The sequence below is a fragment of the Bradyrhizobium sp. CCBAU 25360 genome, assembly GCF_028128695.1.
Classification (GTDB): domain Bacteria; phylum Pseudomonadota; class Alphaproteobacteria; order Rhizobiales; family Xanthobacteraceae; genus Bradyrhizobium; species Bradyrhizobium ottawaense.
The window spans coordinates 177,111-194,735 of sequence record NZ_LBJA01000038.1 but is presented as its reverse complement, the minus strand read 5'-3'; the positions used below and the strand labels follow the sequence as shown (position 1 = coordinate 194,735).

At 56.3% G+C, this 17,625-nt stretch carries 12 protein-coding genes; 5 read left to right on the top strand and 7 right to left on the bottom strand.

Annotation, left to right across the window (positions count from 1 at the left end; all coding sequences use genetic code 11):
* The first annotated feature begins 63 nt into the window (after nucleotides 1–63).
* Nucleotides 64–291, top strand: coding sequence for a helix-turn-helix domain-containing protein (locus tag XH81_RS16815; RefSeq protein WP_271596291.1), 228 nt, complete (start codon nucleotides 64–66; stop codon nucleotides 289–291).
* A 645-nt stretch (nucleotides 292–936) separates the two neighbouring features.
* On the opposite strand, the gene XH81_RS16810 is transcribed toward XH81_RS16815, so the two are convergent.
* The 7 genes from XH81_RS16810 to XH81_RS16780 all read right to left on the bottom strand — a co-directional run bounded on the left by XH81_RS16810 (nucleotide 937) and on the right by XH81_RS16780 (nucleotide 9,655).
* The gene (locus tag XH81_RS16810) at nucleotides 937–2,199 is read right to left on the bottom strand and encodes a hypothetical protein (RefSeq protein WP_271596290.1); all 1,263 of its coding nucleotides are present in this window, start codon (nucleotides 2,197–2,199) and stop codon (nucleotides 937–939) included.
* Nucleotides 2,200–2,322: 123 nt separating this feature from the next.
* Nucleotides 2,323–3,066, bottom strand: a complete 744-nt coding sequence (locus XH81_RS16805) for a hypothetical protein (RefSeq protein ID WP_271596289.1) — start codon at nucleotides 3,064–3,066, stop codon at nucleotides 2,323–2,325.
* Nucleotides 3,063–3,593 carry a hypothetical protein gene (locus XH81_RS16800; protein ID WP_271596288.1) on the bottom strand — a complete coding sequence of 177 codons (531 nt, stop codon included), beginning with the start codon at nucleotides 3,591–3,593 and terminating at the stop codon, nucleotides 3,063–3,065. Before XH81_RS16800 ends, XH81_RS16805 begins: the two co-directional genes overlap by 4 nt.
* Before the next feature lie 218 nt (nucleotides 3,594–3,811).
* Nucleotides 3,812–4,537 (bottom strand): recombinase family protein, encoded by a 726-nt coding sequence (locus XH81_RS16795; RefSeq protein WP_271596287.1) that lies wholly within the window; start codon nucleotides 4,535–4,537, stop codon nucleotides 3,812–3,814.
* Nucleotides 4,538–5,244: 707 nt separating this feature from the next.
* Complete coding sequence (locus XH81_RS16790) at nucleotides 5,245–6,294, bottom strand: hypothetical protein (protein ID WP_271596286.1); 1,050 nt, start codon at nucleotides 6,292–6,294, stop codon at nucleotides 5,245–5,247.
* Entirely contained in the window at nucleotides 6,291–8,384 is a 2,094-nt protein-coding gene (locus tag XH81_RS16785; RefSeq protein ID WP_271596285.1) for an ORC-CDC6 family AAA ATPase, read from the bottom strand. The genes XH81_RS16790 and XH81_RS16785 overlap by 4 nt, the downstream gene beginning before the upstream one ends.
* A complete protein-coding gene (locus XH81_RS16780) occupies nucleotides 8,381–9,655 on the bottom strand; it encodes a metallophosphoesterase family protein (protein ID WP_271596284.1) in 1,275 nt (424 codons plus the stop codon). The genes XH81_RS16785 and XH81_RS16780 overlap by 4 nt, the downstream gene beginning before the upstream one ends.
* 574 nt (nucleotides 9,656–10,229) lie before the next feature.
* On the opposite strand from XH81_RS16780, the gene XH81_RS16775 reads away from it, so the two are divergent.
* Genes XH81_RS16775 through XH81_RS16760 form a run of 4 tightly spaced genes read left to right on the top strand, consistent with a single transcriptional unit; the run spans nucleotide 10,230 to nucleotide 17,399 of the window.
* Complete coding sequence (locus XH81_RS16775; RefSeq protein ID WP_271596283.1) at nucleotides 10,230–11,789, top strand: type I restriction-modification system subunit M; 1,560 nt, start codon at nucleotides 10,230–10,232, stop codon at nucleotides 11,787–11,789.
* Nucleotides 11,790–12,986, top strand: a complete 1,197-nt coding sequence (locus XH81_RS16770; RefSeq protein ID WP_271596282.1) for a restriction endonuclease subunit S — start codon at nucleotides 11,790–11,792, stop codon at nucleotides 12,984–12,986.
* A complete protein-coding gene (locus XH81_RS16765; protein ID WP_271596312.1) occupies nucleotides 12,986–16,165 on the top strand; it encodes a type I restriction endonuclease subunit R in 3,180 nt (1,059 codons plus the stop codon). The genes XH81_RS16770 and XH81_RS16765 overlap by 1 nt, the downstream gene beginning before the upstream one ends.
* Entirely contained in the window at nucleotides 16,101–17,399 is a 1,299-nt protein-coding gene (locus tag XH81_RS16760) for a DUF3800 domain-containing protein (RefSeq protein WP_271596281.1), read from the top strand. The genes XH81_RS16765 and XH81_RS16760 overlap by 65 nt, the downstream gene beginning before the upstream one ends.
* Nucleotides 17,400–17,625 lie beyond the last annotated feature (226 nt).

Here is a 17,625-nt window from a genome sequence, read left to right as displayed (position 1 = left end):
CCTTTGTCAGATGTGCAATATATTGCGTCGCATTAGATTGCAACAAGTTGTCGCTATGTGCGCATGTCAGAGGACGTGCGGCGCTTGGTAGGTGGCAACGTAAAGAGGCTGCGGAGGGCGGCTGGAATTACGCAGGCGGAGCTTGCCGATCTAGTGGGTGTTGACCGGGCCTATATCAGCGGCTTGGAGCAGGGAAATCGGAACGCGACCATTGTTAGCCTATGGCACGTTGCTCAAGCATTGGAGACGCCGATTCGTTTCCTGTTCGATGAAGCCAAGAAGTCACGTTGACCGATAGTGCAGGGGGAGCATTGGCTGAATCCCGTCCGGTGCCTGCCTGATCACTTTGAGCACTTACTCAAAGAGGGGGCTGGGGGCCCTGATCATTATCTGAAGTAGGGCCTCTATGATTGTGGATCGGCCGTGTCCTCCCTCTCCCTAGGGGCTTCCTCGAAGGACCCTTGGCGTAGCCGGTGAGGGGGCCGCTAGGACCGATGATGACCTTCTCGGTACTGGACCATCTCATGCTGCCCCAAAGACCCTCCGACGGAGGCCTTAGATGTTACCCTTCGAGGGCGGGGGCCGATGGTGGGTAGCTGCTGTACTCTTACCTCATCTCCTCAAGGTGCTCCCTCAGGACGACCCTGGGATGGCTATAGCCGGGTTCGCATCGTCCCCTCACCTCATGAGCGCGTCGTGAATGGAGGCCATGAAGGTCTATCTTCAAGGGGGAGGGGCGGTGGAAGTGGGTGTCTGCTGTGCTCATCCCCTCTGTAGGTCTCCCCACTAGGGTAGGCTCGGGCGATGAAGGTGTGGTTGGCATCGCCGCATTAGAGGATCAGCTCAAGCCGCACCTCTAAGACAATCCTCGAAGTTCTCTTCCCCTTAGCTCTTCGCCCTCGTAGTCCTTTAGCAGAGACGTAAGGCAAAAAAGGCCTATTTTACCGGGCCAAACTCGATTTTTATGAACGCGCGAGACTGGCCCGAACCAGCGCAAAAGGCATGCTTCATAGCAGCCTTGGCGGCTTCGGCGTTCGGCTCCGCCACAAGCACGGCATCATGAAGGGGCAGCGCTGGGATGCCGCTCTGAAAGAGATGCGTGACCACGGCAATCAGCAGTTCGCTTTCGAGGAACATAAGTTCAAAACCGATGCCGGTTCCGAATAAATGGGCAATCGGCTCGTGCTTTTGTTCGAGTAGTGCCAGCGCTTGCTTGAGGTTCAATTCGGGGAGCAATGGACTGCAATCGCGCGGCCAACGCTTCAAGGGGCCTCGCGTGAACAGCAGAGCATTAAGGAGCAGCTTCCAGCCATCGCGTCCGGTGCCGTCTTCCATCACATCGTAAAGGTCCCCGGTAGGTTGCGGCGCTCTGGCGCGGACGTAGGCGAGACGCGGGAAGAGTTGCTGGTAATCGACATCGGCCACCGGCTTGCCATTCATGCGAATCTGCCGGAATCGATCCTTGCGGGGCATCGTCATCCAGAAGCCGCCGGAAAGCCTGCCGCCCTGTTGCCAGCTTTTGTTATTGAAAGTCCTGCGGACTGTTCGCCGGTAGGACGCGATAATCTCGCCCTCCTTGCCGAGCCGGGCTGAGTCGTGAGTGCCAGCCAATTCAATGTCGGCATCGAGGAGCCAATCATTGATACGTTGAACTCGCCTGCGAAGCGTCCTCGTTTTCGGGCTGTCGGAGTAATTCATCAAGGCCGCGTTGCCGTCTTCATCTCTGCCCGCCTTGAGGATGAGAATTTCCGGCTCTTGCTCGCGACGGAACGAGGCCGGTGTGACCTTCGGAAAGCGCTTCCCAAGGTCAGCAACCGCGTTGAACAGCGACGGAGCTTTAGCCGTTTTTGAGAACCGATAGCCTTTCGCGACTCGTTTGAGGAGCTTCAGCCGCTCCAACAGTTCAAGCAGCCCAAGGAAGTGTTGGCCGTAGACCGGGTTCCGGTAGCGGTTCGAACCCCACATCATGTTGTTGTCGAGCGGAATGGCGAGCGCGGTCTCCTCGCGAAGGAAACTTTGCATGAGTAGATTGCACGCCATCGCCTCAACAGCGATGGTAAATTTGCGCCGGTCTTCATCCTTGCGAGCCCGAGAGCGAAGGCCGATCTTATCTTCCTGGGCGATCAGGTGCTGTGTGAAGCGGCCGATGGCTTCCCTCAGCTCCGGGGTTCTCGCCCGCAACTGCGGATCGAACCGCATGTGCTGACTACTCAGTGTCATGGCCCCAAGAATCTGTGCTCAAAGTGACCGGCTTGATGCCCCAACATGTGCGTACCGTTATCCGGCCACCAGATATGACGCGCGAGAGCCTGCCGCCGCAAATTATCCGAGGCCTGCTGTCCGCAGCGTGGGATGGCGTCCGTATCGCTTCACCTTCAGGGCAAGGACGGCGGAAAGGTGCTTATCCACCACCCATTCCAGCTCGCGCTCGACGGCCCGACCAATCAGGCGCAGTACGGGCCCAGACGACCTGGGGAAGGCGTGGAGTTCGGTTTGGCGCTGCCTGCCCTGATGGTCCACGAATGGCCAGCGCTTATGAGTGCCGCTCGCTAGCCGATGCAGGGCCTTTGCGATCTGGACCGTGCGAAACTCTTTCGTCCGGTGTGAGCCGGGGTCTTCCTCAATTAGCGCGGTGACGGCCAGCACGATGGCGACGAAGCGCTCAGGCTTGATGCCTGCGGCACGAAGCCGCGCCAATGCGATGCGAGCCCGTCTGGTAGCCGACATGCCCTTGAGCCTCGTAGCGATCTCCGTGGGCCCGGCTTCTTCTAGCAACAGCGCGACGGCATTGAGGGCCGCCTTGATGAACCGATCGGATTCGGCTCGGAGCCGAACATACGAGGTTGCGGCAGCAAGGTACGGCTTCAGTTCGGCCGCGCTGTACGTCCCATGCCAGTGCGATCCGTGCCGGGCTTTGTGCTCGACGTGCTTACGGCAATGGAAGACCGCGAGCCCGGTGCCGGCTGATAGCATGGTGGGATGGCGGCACCCCGGAATTGCGCATCGCGAGATGCCAAGGCCTGCAAGCTGTTTGGCCCTTCTCTCGAACTTCTTGCTCCTACTCATGGCCGTTCCGGGAACTGCTTCTCCACAAACCTCTGGATCGTACCGGAGAGCCGATTGAAGACGCCACCAAATCTCCAGTCGTTTCTCGCAACGTGCTCAAACGCTAGATTAAGCTGGCGCTCACGTTTGACGGCCCAGTAACGCTGGAGAATTTCCACGGCGGCAGGTGGCTTCTTGTCCGCCTTCTTCCAGCCGTTTGCTTCCCATCCGGGCAGCCATTCCTTGAAAATCGTCGCGAGAGTTTTGTTGTGAGTAGTCACGATGGCGCTCGATTTAGCGGGCAATGCTTCAGTGACGGCCACGATGGCAGCTATGTAGCCTCGATACTCCTCGCTATCTCCCCGACTTGAAGCAACACCATAGTGGTATTCGTGATCTCCCTTTCGTCGGATTGCGAAAGCCGCGTAGGAGTAGCCTTTGGCGCCGTTTGTTAGCGGCCGATCTGATCCAAATATTACGGCTTCGAAATCTCCAGCGTCAGCGAACTGCGGCGGGCGTTCTGGATACCAGTTGTCGTTTTCGCTCATGTGACTCTAAGCTTCTCCTAGCAGAGGCAAAATTTACACTTGGTAGTCCATCGCCAATTTTCAATCCCGCATGGGTATGGGAGTTACGCGGCGGTGTTGCGTCGATGAGTGATGCTTGCTGGTGTGCTTGATTTGCTCGGTGTGGTCTACGTCGGACGCTGTCGTGTCCCAGTCTCTGTGCCGGTGTAGCTGCCATGTTCGCACGGACCACCGCCCTCCTAGGTGCCCCTACCATTGAGGTCAGGCTTGCATGTGTCCTGTCGATGGTGGTGCAGCATGCGGCCTACCTGTACGCCGCTCCATTTGGCCCTACCTCTCGATGTCGGGATACCCCTTGCGGTTAGCGCCCTCGCCAACCCCTCCGCCGACGTGATGCCTTGACGTCGTAGCTCTTCGATGACAGGCAGCAAGTCATTGGCTCGTTGGGTCGCCCGGCGGCTCCTGACCAGCCTGCTGGCAGCCTGGGCAGACTGGGATATCGAAGTACCACGATGACCACCTAAGCGTACCCCTCGCTTCTTGGCAGCGATCAGTGCGGCCTTGGTTCGCGTTGATATGAGGCCAGCTTCCAATTCAGCCACGGCAGCCATTTGCTGGAGCATGAAACGGCCTGTGGGACCTTCGATCGCAGGTAAGTCAGCGAAGCGCACTTCAACACCAGATTCCAACAGGCGAGAAAGGAATCCGACAGACCTTGTAAGGCGGTCTACCTTCGCGACAACGAGCGGAACGCGATGAATACGGGCAGCGGCGAGCGCCTGTTCTAGAGCCCGCCTATCGGTTCGACGTCCACTCTCGACTTCCGTGAACTCAGCGATTACCCGCCCTTGCTTGAGGTAAGCCTCTACGGCGGATCGCTGCGCGGCCAATCCAAGTCCTGATGCGCCCTGCTTGGCTGTTGATACGCGATAGTAGGCGACGAAACGATCAATAAGCGGCGACACTGCGGGCCTCCAACATTTGCAACAACGTCCGTTGACGCAAACGTTAGGGCATCTTTTCGCTAGCTCAACGCTATCATCCTGAGTCAAATCGACTCAGCCTGACTGGGACAGGACTCTACGGGGAAGGATAGCGTACCCAGTGAACGGCCCGGGAAGACCTTGATCGATGAGGGGGTACGGGGGAGAAACGGGAAGCCGCCGCGACGAGGTCACGGCTCGCGTTCGGGACCCTTCGGGCAAATCCTCCCGGTGCACGGGCCGGAATGTTTCGGGAGGCGAGCGCAACGGTGCTGTTGGCTTTGTATGATCCCATCGACCCCCTTTCGCGCCACTTTTTCATTCCTCCCGCTGACGCTGCCGCGCCGCTCGGGTACGCTCCACGACACTGGCGGACTGGTCAGCGGGAGTGCTGCACCATGAACTCGCGGCGAAATACCTCACGAAAGAAAGCTTTATCAAGAAGACGACGCAGCTTGCGGGCGCTGCCTGCTTCTAGGCTCGACGGCTATGAAGACGAAAGACAGCTGAATACGCCGCCCATATTGAAGCCTGGTGAGTGACCTGACCCGCGAGTAGCGCGACTGGCACAAGCCTGATGCGCCGTATCATCAAGGCGTTAAGATCAAACGATCCCCGCAAAAACCGCGCTGCTCGCCCTGCGCCGTTAGATGCAGGCCTGCTCAAGCCAAACCAAGAGGCCCGTAGAATTATGACAGATAGGCGTTTGGTTCAAATCGATCTTCAATTTCGAAGCCAACCACCCGGCCATTTGCCTCAACATCAAGGGTGGTGTAACGAGTCGGTATACGGCAAATGATCTCCATTCTAGGCTGGCTCAGGGCAGCAATACCTAACGCAAGCGCGTGAGTCTTCGAGCCGATAGCGAGAGCCGTGATTGTGTCGGCGGACGATTGCTTGCAAAAATCTATCGAGTACCTGACCGTGCCGATTACGTCGGTGAGCGATAAATTGACACGTTCGACGTTTGGCTCGCCTTGGAGTTCGCTCAAGGCATACTGCTCGCTCTTTGGGAGCCTACTGGGCGTCTGTACCTCACTCTCCGAAATCATGACCAACCCCAGCCGGCGCGGTTCATATTTTTCAATGAATGGCAGGGTCAAGCCTACTTCACCCCCGAGTGTCACCAAAACGTCTCGATGGTTCGGAATAGTGCTCTCAGATTCGAAGAATGGTACCGGAAGAGACTCCCAAACTCCCTCAGACGTTATGCTGCCAGTCGTGTTCGCGAGAGAAGCTGATGCTTCATGCTGTTTGCCAAGCGGATATTGTCCTTCCGCATAGAGGCAGTCCAGGCGTGCAAAGTAATTTTTCCGAAAGCCCAGGCCGATAAGTAGCAGTAGATAAGACTTCGGGATGCAAGTGATGTCACATAGAACCCGAAGCGGTCGCTTCTTGCTCACGACCTTTGCCTGCAAGAGATCGTCTATCTTCTGCACGTTCGCCGAGAAAGAGGTCGAGCTGTCGAGCTCCACCGGGATGCAGCATTTTGAAAACTGTGAAAGCAGCTTTAGCTGTTCATCTTTGCGTTGGTTTGCGGCCGGGTTCTTCGAAGAGTTGAATCTCAACAAGCAGAGTTCATCAATTTCTCTCCCGAGCCTTTCTAAGGCCGCGGTACCGCGCTGCTCCCAGCTCAGTGTAGATAATACCAAGTCGTATTCGCGATCTCGGAATGAGCCCAAATCGGCAGACGATTGTCTCAATAGTACGTTTGCGCTGGCAAGAGCTTGCTCGTTCACTGATCGCCATCCCATCCCAGAGACAGTTCCCTCTGATCGAGCATGTTCGGATTAGCCGCCATCGATTCAGCCCAAAGGATGGGCTCAACAGGACTGCTCCGATCGCAAAGCTGCCAAATTTCTGAAGCTGAAACCGCAACGGTCTCGTATGGTCCCCTGTAAGAAAAGCCATAGTAGGGTGCCAGCCTCCGATGAAGACGAAAGCGCAGCAACTGACCTTGTCTCGGGTCGCCCCGCACATCGTGATTAGGAGGATCGACCATTCTGAGATATCCAGCGATTTCCGCTTGTCTCACAACATTCAATACAGACCGTTCGCGTCTTGCCGCGGCGTCTACCCTCTCGCTCCGGGCGGCTTCGAACCGTACTTGGAAGATGCCACGTTCAGACCTGCCCATTACGCTCGGGTCGCGATGATCTGATTGCAAGATCGTTGCATATCGCCCCAATCCTTCAATAAGACGCAAAACGACATCAAAGTCCCTTTCACCCCGAGCGCTCACCCCTGCATGATAGGCACTGCTCGCTCTATAAATTCCGGTTGTCTGGACTTCGTTAGCAATGGTCGTTCGAGCCAGAGCAAATTTGTCCAAGCTCTCTTGACTATACGCGTCCAATTTGTGCCTTTTGGTATAAGCCTCGTATATAAATCCCAATATCTCTAAGAAGTCGCGGATAGAACCGTCCGACAACGAAACGATCACGTTTGCACCTGCGAGAGGCAAGCGCTTAAATCCAAGAGTCGACGCCAAATGAAGCAGTGCAGCGTTTTGCTTTCGTCTAAGCCAAGCCTCACCAGCCGGGCTGTTGCTTGAGTGAGCTCGGCGCTCTAAATCGTCCTCGTCCGCGTTGTTGAATGACGTCTTGAAGGCCTCTCCCTGGCCCTGCCAATGCAGCAGAACGTACGTCTGATACAAGGGGGGCGTGGCAGCATTGTTTATCCTTCCGGTTTGTATCCGCTGAACAATGGCCGCGTTCCTCGCGAGTCGCTCTGCGGTCGGACTCGTTGATCGCTTAATCATCTGCTCCATGATGTCGTTGACGGAGCGGCTTCCCAATCGAGCATCTAAAGGAAAAAATTCAGAGACCTCCTTGACGGAGCGAAATGTCCTTGCCTGCTCCGAAACCGAAAACATCAGACGCAGACTCACGACCGCTTGGCAGAGCTCTCGGAAATCGCTTTCATTTCTTGAGTCGAGCGAGATGACGCGACGGTCCGCATCAGTGAGGGGTTGCTGCTCAAGGTAGGTGCGGCTGTTTTCGAATAACGATCCTACGTAGCTTACGACCCATGAGACCGGAAATTTGGAATTGCGTACGAGTGTATTGAGGCTTACCTGCTGCGCAGTTCCCAAAACTTCGCAATCATCGAGGCAGAATTTGAAGCCGGGAGGACGCGAAGGCGTTACCCCGGCCAGTCGCACAGCGTTCGAGAGCTTTGTAACTAGTAGGGACAGCATCTCTCCGGGCTCCCGCGGCGGGAGGCGCTCGTTTATCGAAGAGACTGTCCCCCGTACGGATGAGGCATTCATCTCCCTCACTACGTCGCGCAGGAGCCGCGCCAGCTCAAAAAAAGTTGCAGCTTCTGTGTGCGCAAAATGTGCTAGCCGCGGAAATTCTGCGATAAAGCTGCTCGTGATCTCCCTCTCCTTCGCTGGCGAGAATGTTGCGAGGCTTTGAGATCGAAGTTCGTGGCAGGCGTGCAGAGCTCTCTCGCAGCATGTGAGTTCAACAAGCAGTGAAAAGAACCGATGGAATTCGAGTGCTGGTGATGGCGCGTCTGGATAAATCTTCGCCCAGTCAACGAACGACATCGCAACGGTCAGGTGGTCAGGAAAGCGGATGTAAATACCAATACTCTTGAAGTCTTCGAGCTTTCTCTGCATGCGTAGGGAGCTGTTAGTTGCCAGGTCCTCCCAGCAAACGCTTTTCAAAAGCGTCGTCTTACCACTCCCACGGCTACCGCTTACGTAGATCGACTTGTCGTCGGCTAGATTGTTCGCAATCCTCGTGTACCAGATCAGCTGTTTGCCGTCCTGTTGGTGCTCCCAACGAGTAGGTCTGAATGGATTGAGCGGCAGTCGTGTCATACGCGAGCTCCTATTATCCAATTTGTCGACCGCAGCTCGTAGTTAGAAATTTCGATTTTCGCATCCGAAAGAAGCAACTCTAGCGACTCTTCAAGTTCTTCTTCAACGTTGGATGAATAGATGGCCTCCGCCTGAGTAACGAGATCTGTCCAGTATATTTCGCCATGCTTGAGGAGGAGGCTGTATAAACTTGCCAAGGCCTCATTATGGGATCGTCGCCTGGACCCAATAAGCGGGATGGTGATCGGCTTCAGCTGCCTTAAGTATCCGCCTTGATCGAATCTCCACTTAATGACCCGGCAAGTTAGCGGCATCATTGTGCGCGTGAATACGAGTTCAATAATGTTGAAGCCTGCAACTATTTCAGGAGCGGCAATTGACGCCACCACGGCCCCGCCGGGGACTTGTAGCAATTCAATGGGGTCTTGATGGATGTGACCGTGAAGATAGAGGACGGGCCTATCGAGTTCCAGCAGCGCACTGCGGACGGCTCCAGAGTTAACTAACTCAGTGTAGGGCGCCAATCTCGTTTGTCGTTGTGGCAGTAGGTTGTGATGGGCCGCAACTATCAAGACGGAGCACTCGCTCGCTGAGGGCGTGCTATTGAGTAGCTTTTCGATCGTATCGTTTGAAAAGGCGGGTGTATCGAATTGTCTGTCGTAGTACGCAGCGATTTTCTTCTCGTGCTCTCCGCGTTGTAGCGCTTTTTCGATAGCCTCCTGCACGTCGTCTCGAAATTCAGCTGGGATGAACTCTTTCGATCCGCAGCCCCAGCAACTGTTCAACAGAACCAGGCCGATCGAGGCTCCCGGTGTGTCCAGGTCCAGCCATGTAGGGTCGGTCACGGGAATCGCTGGCAGGCCTTCCGCTGCAAGGGCTGCCACGAGAGGCTTAAACTTTGCTATGAAGCTTGCTTCCTTGGCGAGGGTGCGGTCGATATCATGATTCCCCGGAATGATGCCGACGGGCATTTTTGAATTTTGACCCTTGGCACCGATCTGGAGCGCCGTCGCGATATATTTTGCGCATGCGATGTACCCGTCAATCTTACCGAAGTCCGTCAGATCTCCCATGAAAACCAATCCAGCAATCTGGCCGGATTCCGTGAGTTCATAAATCTTGCGAAAGACCTGCTTTATGGGGGTACTGGAGATGATCTTCTTTAAATCCGACGGGAAGCGAGAGTCCTTGTCGTCGAGGACCCCACCGGATCGCCCCGCGGTGGGAAGATGGACGTCCCCAATCTGAATCAAGCGGACTTTTGAGAGCAATGGACGGGCCTCACCTTTCAAAAGGCTAAACCGCTATCACGAGTCGCGATTTCGCCCAAGTAGATGAAGGCGTTCTGCACAACTGCTTCCGGGGCCGCCGGTCCTACTCGCAGGCTCCGAATGGGACGTGGACGGGGTCGCCTTTGGCTGGCTAGAAGTGAGATTTCAGGTAACTCGCTGCTCCTCGGGTTTAACCTTCCCGATCGTCCTTAAGTCACTGCGCCGACCAGTGAAGGACCTTGCATCGGAAATCGAGGACATCCACGATGGAGGCGCCGTAACATCGGCGGACATTGCGCAAGAGCCCAACGGTAGCGAGATCGTAACGCCGCGCGGCTGCAGATGGTACCTTCCTCCGCGGCAAATCTGGAGCGTCGTATGAAGCCCCATAGCGCGTGCCGTTTCTGCTAAGGGCCAGGGAAACCCGAAGGCCGGCGCCCCGAGCCCACTCCTTACTTTGTAACCCTTTGCAGATATCGTCCGGTGCCGGGCCTGCCCGGAGTTATCCGCCTTGGCATGCCGCCTCCGAATTAGGTACTCTCCCGCGTCTGCTTCGCACGACTTTGGGGGATCAGTGGCTACCGACCTACAAGACTTTTCATGGCGCCTCTATTCAGCGGCAGACCAATTGTGGACCAACAGTACGCTGCGGCCGGACCAATATGCCCAGCCCGTGCTGGCGCTCATCGCATTGCGGCAGATGGAGGCAAAGTTCGAACAGGTCCATGCCGCGTTGGCTCCCCAATACAAGGGGCGCCTGAAACCAGCTCCTGAGGACTATCAGGCAAGAGGCGCGGTGTTCCTGCCGGAGAACGCTCGCTTCTCGCGACTTTTAAAATTGCCGGGCGCGGCCGACCTTGGGGCCGAACTCAACGCGGCCATGAAGGCCATCGCGGATAACAATCCCGATCTCGCGGGCGTCCTGCCGCAGGGCTATGCGGGCCTGCCGAATGACGTGTTGCAGGAGCTCTTGCGGCTCTTGGCTCCGCTGAAGATCGAAGGCGATGCCTACGGTCTCATCTTTGAATACTTTATGGGCCAGTTCGCCTCCAGCTATATGCAGAAGGGCGGGGAGTTCTTCACGCCCGCTTCCATCGTCAGGCTCATGGTCGACATCCTCGAGCCTTATCATGGCGCGATCTTCGATCCGGCCTGTGGCTCCGGCGGCATGTTTACCCATTCGGCAGAGTTTGTTGCTCGCCATCACAGGGAGCCGTCGAAGGAGATCAGCATCTACGGCGTCGAGAAGATGTCCGACACATTGAAGCTCTGCCGGATGAATCTCGCCGTGCATGGTCTCTCCGGCGAAATTCGCGAGGCCAACAGCTATTACGATGATCCGCACAAGCTCCTCGGCCGGTTCGATTTCGTCATGGCCAATCCGCCATTCAACCAGCCAGAGGTAGACCGCGCTAAGCTTGTGAACGATGCAGGCAAGGTCGATGCCCGTTTTCCACTTGGCTTGCCCAATGTCAACAACGCCAATTACATCTGGATCAACCTGTTTTATGCCGCCCTGAACGAGAAGGGCCGCGCTGGTTTCGTTATGGCTAGCGGTGCAGAGGGAGCCAGTGGAGGCGAGCGCGAGATCAGATCGAGGTTGATCGGGACGGGCGCGGTGGATTGTATCGTCGCGGTGGGTCCTAAAATGTTCCTCACGGTCGGCGTACCCGCAGTCCTGTGGTTTCTCGATAAGGCTAAGGCGAAAGGCCCGCGCGGCGATCGGGTCCTGTTTATCGATGCCCGTCACGTTTTTCGCCAAGTCGATAGGGCGCATCGCACCTTTGACGCGGACCATATCGAGTTTCTTGGCAACATCGCCCGTCTTTGGCGCGGTGAGGAGATTGAGACCGAGGCGGGCAGTGGGCCGCGCATGGCCGAAGTGTTTCCCAAGGGTAAGTACCGCGATGTGCCGGGCCTCTGTAAGATTGCCTCCCGCGAGGAGATCGAGGCGCAGGACTGGAGTCTGAGTCCGGGCCGTTATGTCGGCGTCGTGCCGGGGCAGGCGGACGACGATAGTGATTTCAGGGAAAAACTCGAAGCATTGCAGGAGGAACTGGGAAGGCTCAATGCGGAAGCGGCTCAGCTGCAAGCGAGGGTCGAGCAGAATATCGCTGATTTGCTGGAGGTGTAAGTGCCCGCTTGGCCAGAACTAACAATCGCGCAATGCTGCACCCGGGTAACAAGTGGCGGGACGCCGCGTCGGGACAATCCTGATTACTATAGAGATGGAACGATCCCTTGGGTCAAAACTGGCGAACTCAAAGACCGTGTGATTGATCCGTCCGCCATTAGCGAATGGATTACCGAGGAAGCCGTCGAAAATTCTTCGGCAAAAGTCCTGCCCAAGAACACGGTTCTGATGGCCATGTACGGGGACGGAAGGACTATTGGAAGTCTTGGGTTGGTCCGTTCCCCAATGAGCTGTAACCAAGCTTGCTGCGCTATGATCGTCAATCCAGACATCTGTGATGCACAATTTCTGTTCTACGCAATACGGTACTATCGCAACGCGTGGATCAAGATCGCCCATGGAGGCGCACAGAGGAACCTCAGCGGATCAATCATCCGCGAGCGAAAGATTGCGGTCCCTGTTCTTCCGCTTCAAAGACGCATTGCATCAATTCTCGAAGCCTATGACGATCTGATCGAGGTGAATCGGCGGCGGATTGCCGTGCTGGAGGAAATGGCCCGGCGGCTGTTCGATGAATGGTTCGTCCAATTCCGGTATCCCGGGCACGAATGCCACGCGACGATAGACACGCCGGATGGGCGGCGGCCGGAGGGATGGCAGCATCGTCCGCTAGAAGATATGCTCGTTTTACAGCGTGGTTTTGATTTGCCCACGTCAAAAAGAACGCCCGGGCCCTTTCCAGTTATTTCCGCTTCAGGCGTACATGGAACACATGCCGCAGCAAAAGTCAGGGGACCGGCAATCGTGACCGGTAGGTCTGGCACAATTGGCAATGTGATGATTGTCCACGAAGACCTCTGGCCCTTAAACACAACCTTGTACGTCAAAGAATTTCGCAAAGCCTCGCCTGCTTATGCGTTGCATCTTTTGCGTCGTCTAGATCTCCACATTCGTCGTGGTGGGGCCGCAGTCCCCACACTGAACCGTAACCATCTCCACAACATTCCTATCGTTTGTCCTCCATCTAATCTGGTCGTTCGATACGAGGAAGTGGCGATGTCGCAGCTCAGAGCAGCTTTCGTCATCGAACAGCAGCAAGCTATCCTGACGGCCTCACGAGACCTTCTCATTCCCCGCCTCATCTCCGGTGGACTTTCCATTCCCGGCGCTGAGCGTGAACTGGAAGCGGTCGCTTGATGACGCCAGCGGGCCCCAGCAAATCTCTTTCCAGCGTCATCACTAGTGAGGATGAACTGGTCGAAACGCCGGGACTTGATCTCCTGGAGGAGCTGGGCTGGCGTCGCGCCGACCTAATGGACGAGGAGCCGGGGCCTGACAATCCTACAGGCCGCTTGTCCTTTCGCGAACTGGTGCTGCCGGCAAGGCTTCGCGCCGCACTCCGCAAGCTGAATCCGGCGCTTCCCGATGAAGCATTGCGGCAGGCCGAAACTGAGTTCACAACGAATCGCTCGGCGATGCTGCCGATTGCCGCCAACCGCGAGGTCTACCGGCTCCTACGCGATGGCGTCGTGGTGCAGGTGAAGCAGGCAGATGGTTCGGTGAAGGATGAGCGTGCCTTCTTCATCGACTGGGTGAACCCCGTCGCGAACGATTTCCTCATGGCCTCGCAAGCCTGGATCGAGAGCCCACTTTATTCGCGCAGACCGGATGCCATCGGCTTCGTTAACGGCATTCCTCTGCTGCTGATCGAATGGAAGGACATCACTAAGCCGGTGCAGGAAGCTTTCGAGGCCAACCTGCGAGATTATCGTGACACAATTCCCGGCCTGTTCGATTTCAACGGCTTCGTTGTTCTTTCGAATGGACTTGAAGCCTTGATGGGGGCGAGCCACGCGGCGTTCGACACCTTCGCCCCTTGGAAGCGCTTGGAGGAAGGCGGCCCGGAAAGCGTTGCGCTGGAGACGATGCTCCGCGCCGCCTGCGAGCCGACACGTTTCCTTGATTTGATCGAGAATTTTCTGCTGTTCGACGACGCCAAAGGAGGGCTGCGCAAGGTCGTCGGCAAGTACCATCAGGTGCTGGGCGTCAATCGCGCCATCGAGGCCGTGAAGGAAATTGGCGAAAACCAAGGACGGCTTGGCGTGTTCTGGCATACGCAGGGAAGCGGCAAGAGCCTCTCCATGGTGATGTTTGCCGAGAAGGTTCTGCGACGGTTCGGCGGCAACTGGACCTTCGTAATTGTCACCGACCGTCAAGAGCTGGACGACCAAATCGCAGAGAACTTCGCGACCACGGGGGCGCTAACCAAGAATGTGCAGGACTGTCAGGCGCAGAGCCGCACGCACCTGCGCGATCTTCTCTCCGGGCAGGAGCGCTATATCTTTACCCTCATACATAAGTTCTCGACGGCCGATCGGGAACCGATGCCGGTGCTTTCGGACCGTAACGACATTGTCGTCATCACGGACGAGGCGCACCGCAGCCAGTACGATCAGCTTGCAGCAAACATGCGCCGGGCGCTACCCAATGCGGCCTTCATCGGTTTCACCGGCACGCCGCTGATTGCCGGACAGGAACAGCGCACAAAGGAAGTCTTTGGCGACTACATCTCCGTCTACAACTTCGCGCAGTCCATTGCCGATGGCGCGACCGTTCCGCTCTATTACGAGGCGCGAAAGCCGGAGTTGCAGCTCGCGGCGGATGAGCTGAAGGATGAGCTCGACGATCTTTTAGAGCAAGCGGTGCTGGATGAAGAGCAGGAGAAAAAACTCCAGCGAACTTTTGCGACGCAATATCACCTTATTACTCGTAATGACCGTCTGGACGAGATCGCTAAGGACCTCGTGCGTCATTTCACGGCGCGGGGCTATCTCGGTAAGGGCATGTTCGTCGCTATTGACAAGGCTACGGCCGTCCGGATGTACGATAAGGTAAAGCTTGCATGGGCAGACGAACTTAAGGCCCGCGAGACACAGCTCATGAAGGTATCCAATCTAGAGAAGCCGGCGCTCACCGAGCGGCTAGACTGGATGCGATCCCTGGACATGGCGGTTGTCGTTAGCCAAAGCCAGAACGAGATCGATGATCTGAAACGAAAAGATCTCGACATCCTGCCACACCGCGAACGGATGCAGAGAGAAGACCTGGAGGCGAAGTTTAAGGACGCGAGCGACCCGCTGCGGTTAGTATTCGTCTGTGCCATGTGGATCACCGGCTTTGATGTGCCGACGTGCAGCACGGTTTACCTCGACAAGCCGATGAAGAACCACACGCTTATGCAGACTATCGCGCGGGCCAATCGCCGTGCTCCGGGTAAGAATGCAGGCGTCATTGTGGACTACGTGGGCGTGTTCCAGAGCCTGCAAAAGGCGCTAGCTGTTTACGCCACCGAGGGAAGCGGCGGCGACTCGCCGATCAAGGACAAGCAGGCCCTGGTGGATGCGTTGGAGGCAGCATTGAAGACGGCCCGCGAGTTCTGTTCCGGTGTGGTCGTCGACATAGACGCCATCTACAGGGCAGAAAAGCTTCAGCGGCTGGCGCTCATCGGGCAGGCTGTGGAAATACTCATCGCGCCGGACGACCGCAGGCGTGGCTTCTTTCGCGTGGTGAGCGCGGCGGAGCGGGCTTACAAGGCGCTGCTGCCGGACGAACGGGCGACACCTTACCAGAAGCCGGTGGCGGCGCTGCATGTCCTCGCCGAGGCAGTACGTGGCAAGATCGGTCCGGTGGACATCTCGGCGGTCGCAGCGAAGATCGAAGCGCTGCTGGATGAAAAGATTGAGGGCGTGGCGATCACAGCCCCAATCATCGAGGGCGACGCCGCGGGCGGGCGGGTTGATCTCTCGGCCATAGACTTCGAAAAGCTCGCCAAACTGTTCGCCAAGCAGCCCCGCACAGCAACTGAGGCGCTAAGGGAGGAAGCCGAGGAAACAGCCCGGAAGATGGCCGCGCAGAATCCTTTGCGCGTGCAGTTTGTCGAGAAGCTAGAGAAGCTGGTCGAGCAATACAATCTTGGTACGCTGGACGTAGAGGCGTTCTTTGAAGCGCTCAAGGCGCTTATTGCCGCGATGGATGAGGAACAGCGTCGGGCCGCGCGGGAGAACCTTACCGAAGATGAGCTTGCGATCTTCGATCTGCTGACCAAGCCAGAACCAAAGCTGACTAAGGCACAGGAAACTGCGGTGAAGAAGGTGGCGCGGAACCTCTTCGAGAAATTACAGGATCAGCTCGCCATCGATGATTGGCAGGTCAAGCAGCAGACCCGAGCCGCTGTTCAAAGCACCATCCGGTTCACGCTCAACGATTTGCCAGAAGAGCCTTATCCAGATGCGATTTGGAAAGAGAAGGTGGATGCGGTATGGGCGTTTATTTTTTCACGTGCACCGCGCTCTAGCTGGACAAATAAAGGCTTATGAAATGGGCGCTTCAAAGATACCCGTTTATGTTTATGTTGATGAATCAGGAAACACGGGGAAGAATATTTTTGACGAAGCCCAGCCTGATTTCTTCACCGCCGCGTTGGTTAGCAAAGGAGATTTTGACCTTCGATGGGGAGGCCAGGTAAGCGCTATTGCCAAAAAGCTAGGTGTTGATGCCCTGCATGCCAACGAACTCGGATTGAGCCGACTAGAATCGATCGCCGACGATCTCCATTCCCTACTGAATACGGCCGACGTCCACTTCTTTGTCTCGCGCGTGGAAAAGCGATACTTGCTTGCGACCAAGATGTTCGACGTTCTATTTGACTCCGGAGAGAATGCGGCCGTTCCCTGGCACGTGTACAATATTCGGCCACTGAAAATTATGCTTGCGTTCAAGCTCGCGGCAACAATCAATGACGAGATAGCTAAGAATTTCTGGAAGTGCCTCCTGCTGCCGAACGAAGACAAATCCCGAGAGGCGCTTCCGGCCATATGTTCTGCGCTGAAGGCGCAACTGCATGTCTTGCCCGACGAACGATCTAGGGAAGTCTTGGGTGCTGGGCTTGATTGGATTATTCAGCACCCGGAAAGCATTCATTTCGCAACGGAGCAGAAGATTGCAAAGCAGGGGCACTTTCCCAATCTTGTCGCTTTTGCAAATTTGCTCAGAGGTCTGCAGAATTTTTCGGAGCTTTGGAAAAAGAAAATCAAACGTATTACCCATGATGAGCAGAGCGAATTTGGCTCAATGCTGCAAACTTGGCATAAGATGTTCTCGAACGCATCGCCTGACGTGATCGAGTGGGCAGGTGAAAGCTATAGCCTGCAGATGGCCCCAGGGAGTGACTTCGTAATCAGCTCGGACAAACACAGCCCTGGTATCCAGATTGCGGATTTGGCGCTGTGGCTTTATGGGCAAGCTCTCAAAGGTAAGGACCTCCCTGAATCTTGCGCAAAGTTGTTGTATCTAGTTCTACAAAGAGGCTGGCACGACGACTTTTCATTCGCCGGTGTTGAAAAGAAGTTAATGGAAAAATGGGGTGAAGTGTTCTTTGGCCCCATGGACGACCAGAAAATTGAAGCTGGCCAGAAACTCATCCAATTGTCCGAAGAACGACGTCAGGCTTCGATGAAGCAATATGAACAAGACGGCGTGGCACCGTTTATGAGAGACCTCCTTCAGAATGGTCGGCTGCTCGAGAACGACCAAGATCAATCCGCTGGGTAAAGGAGAAGGTAGTCGATCAGCCAGCCACGGTGCCGGCTCTGGCCCCACTGCCGAGCCGCCGGATGAGCTTGCTGCACATGGCGTCAGCGAGTGTGCTTTTCCTTGCAGAAGCGGAGAAGAGCCTTCGTTGAGGAACTATTAGTCAGTAACCTTCCAGCGCGTGCTCCATGTGGAAGATGCGAGCTGCGACCTCCATAGAACTCTTTACCTCAAGGCTTACGTAGCT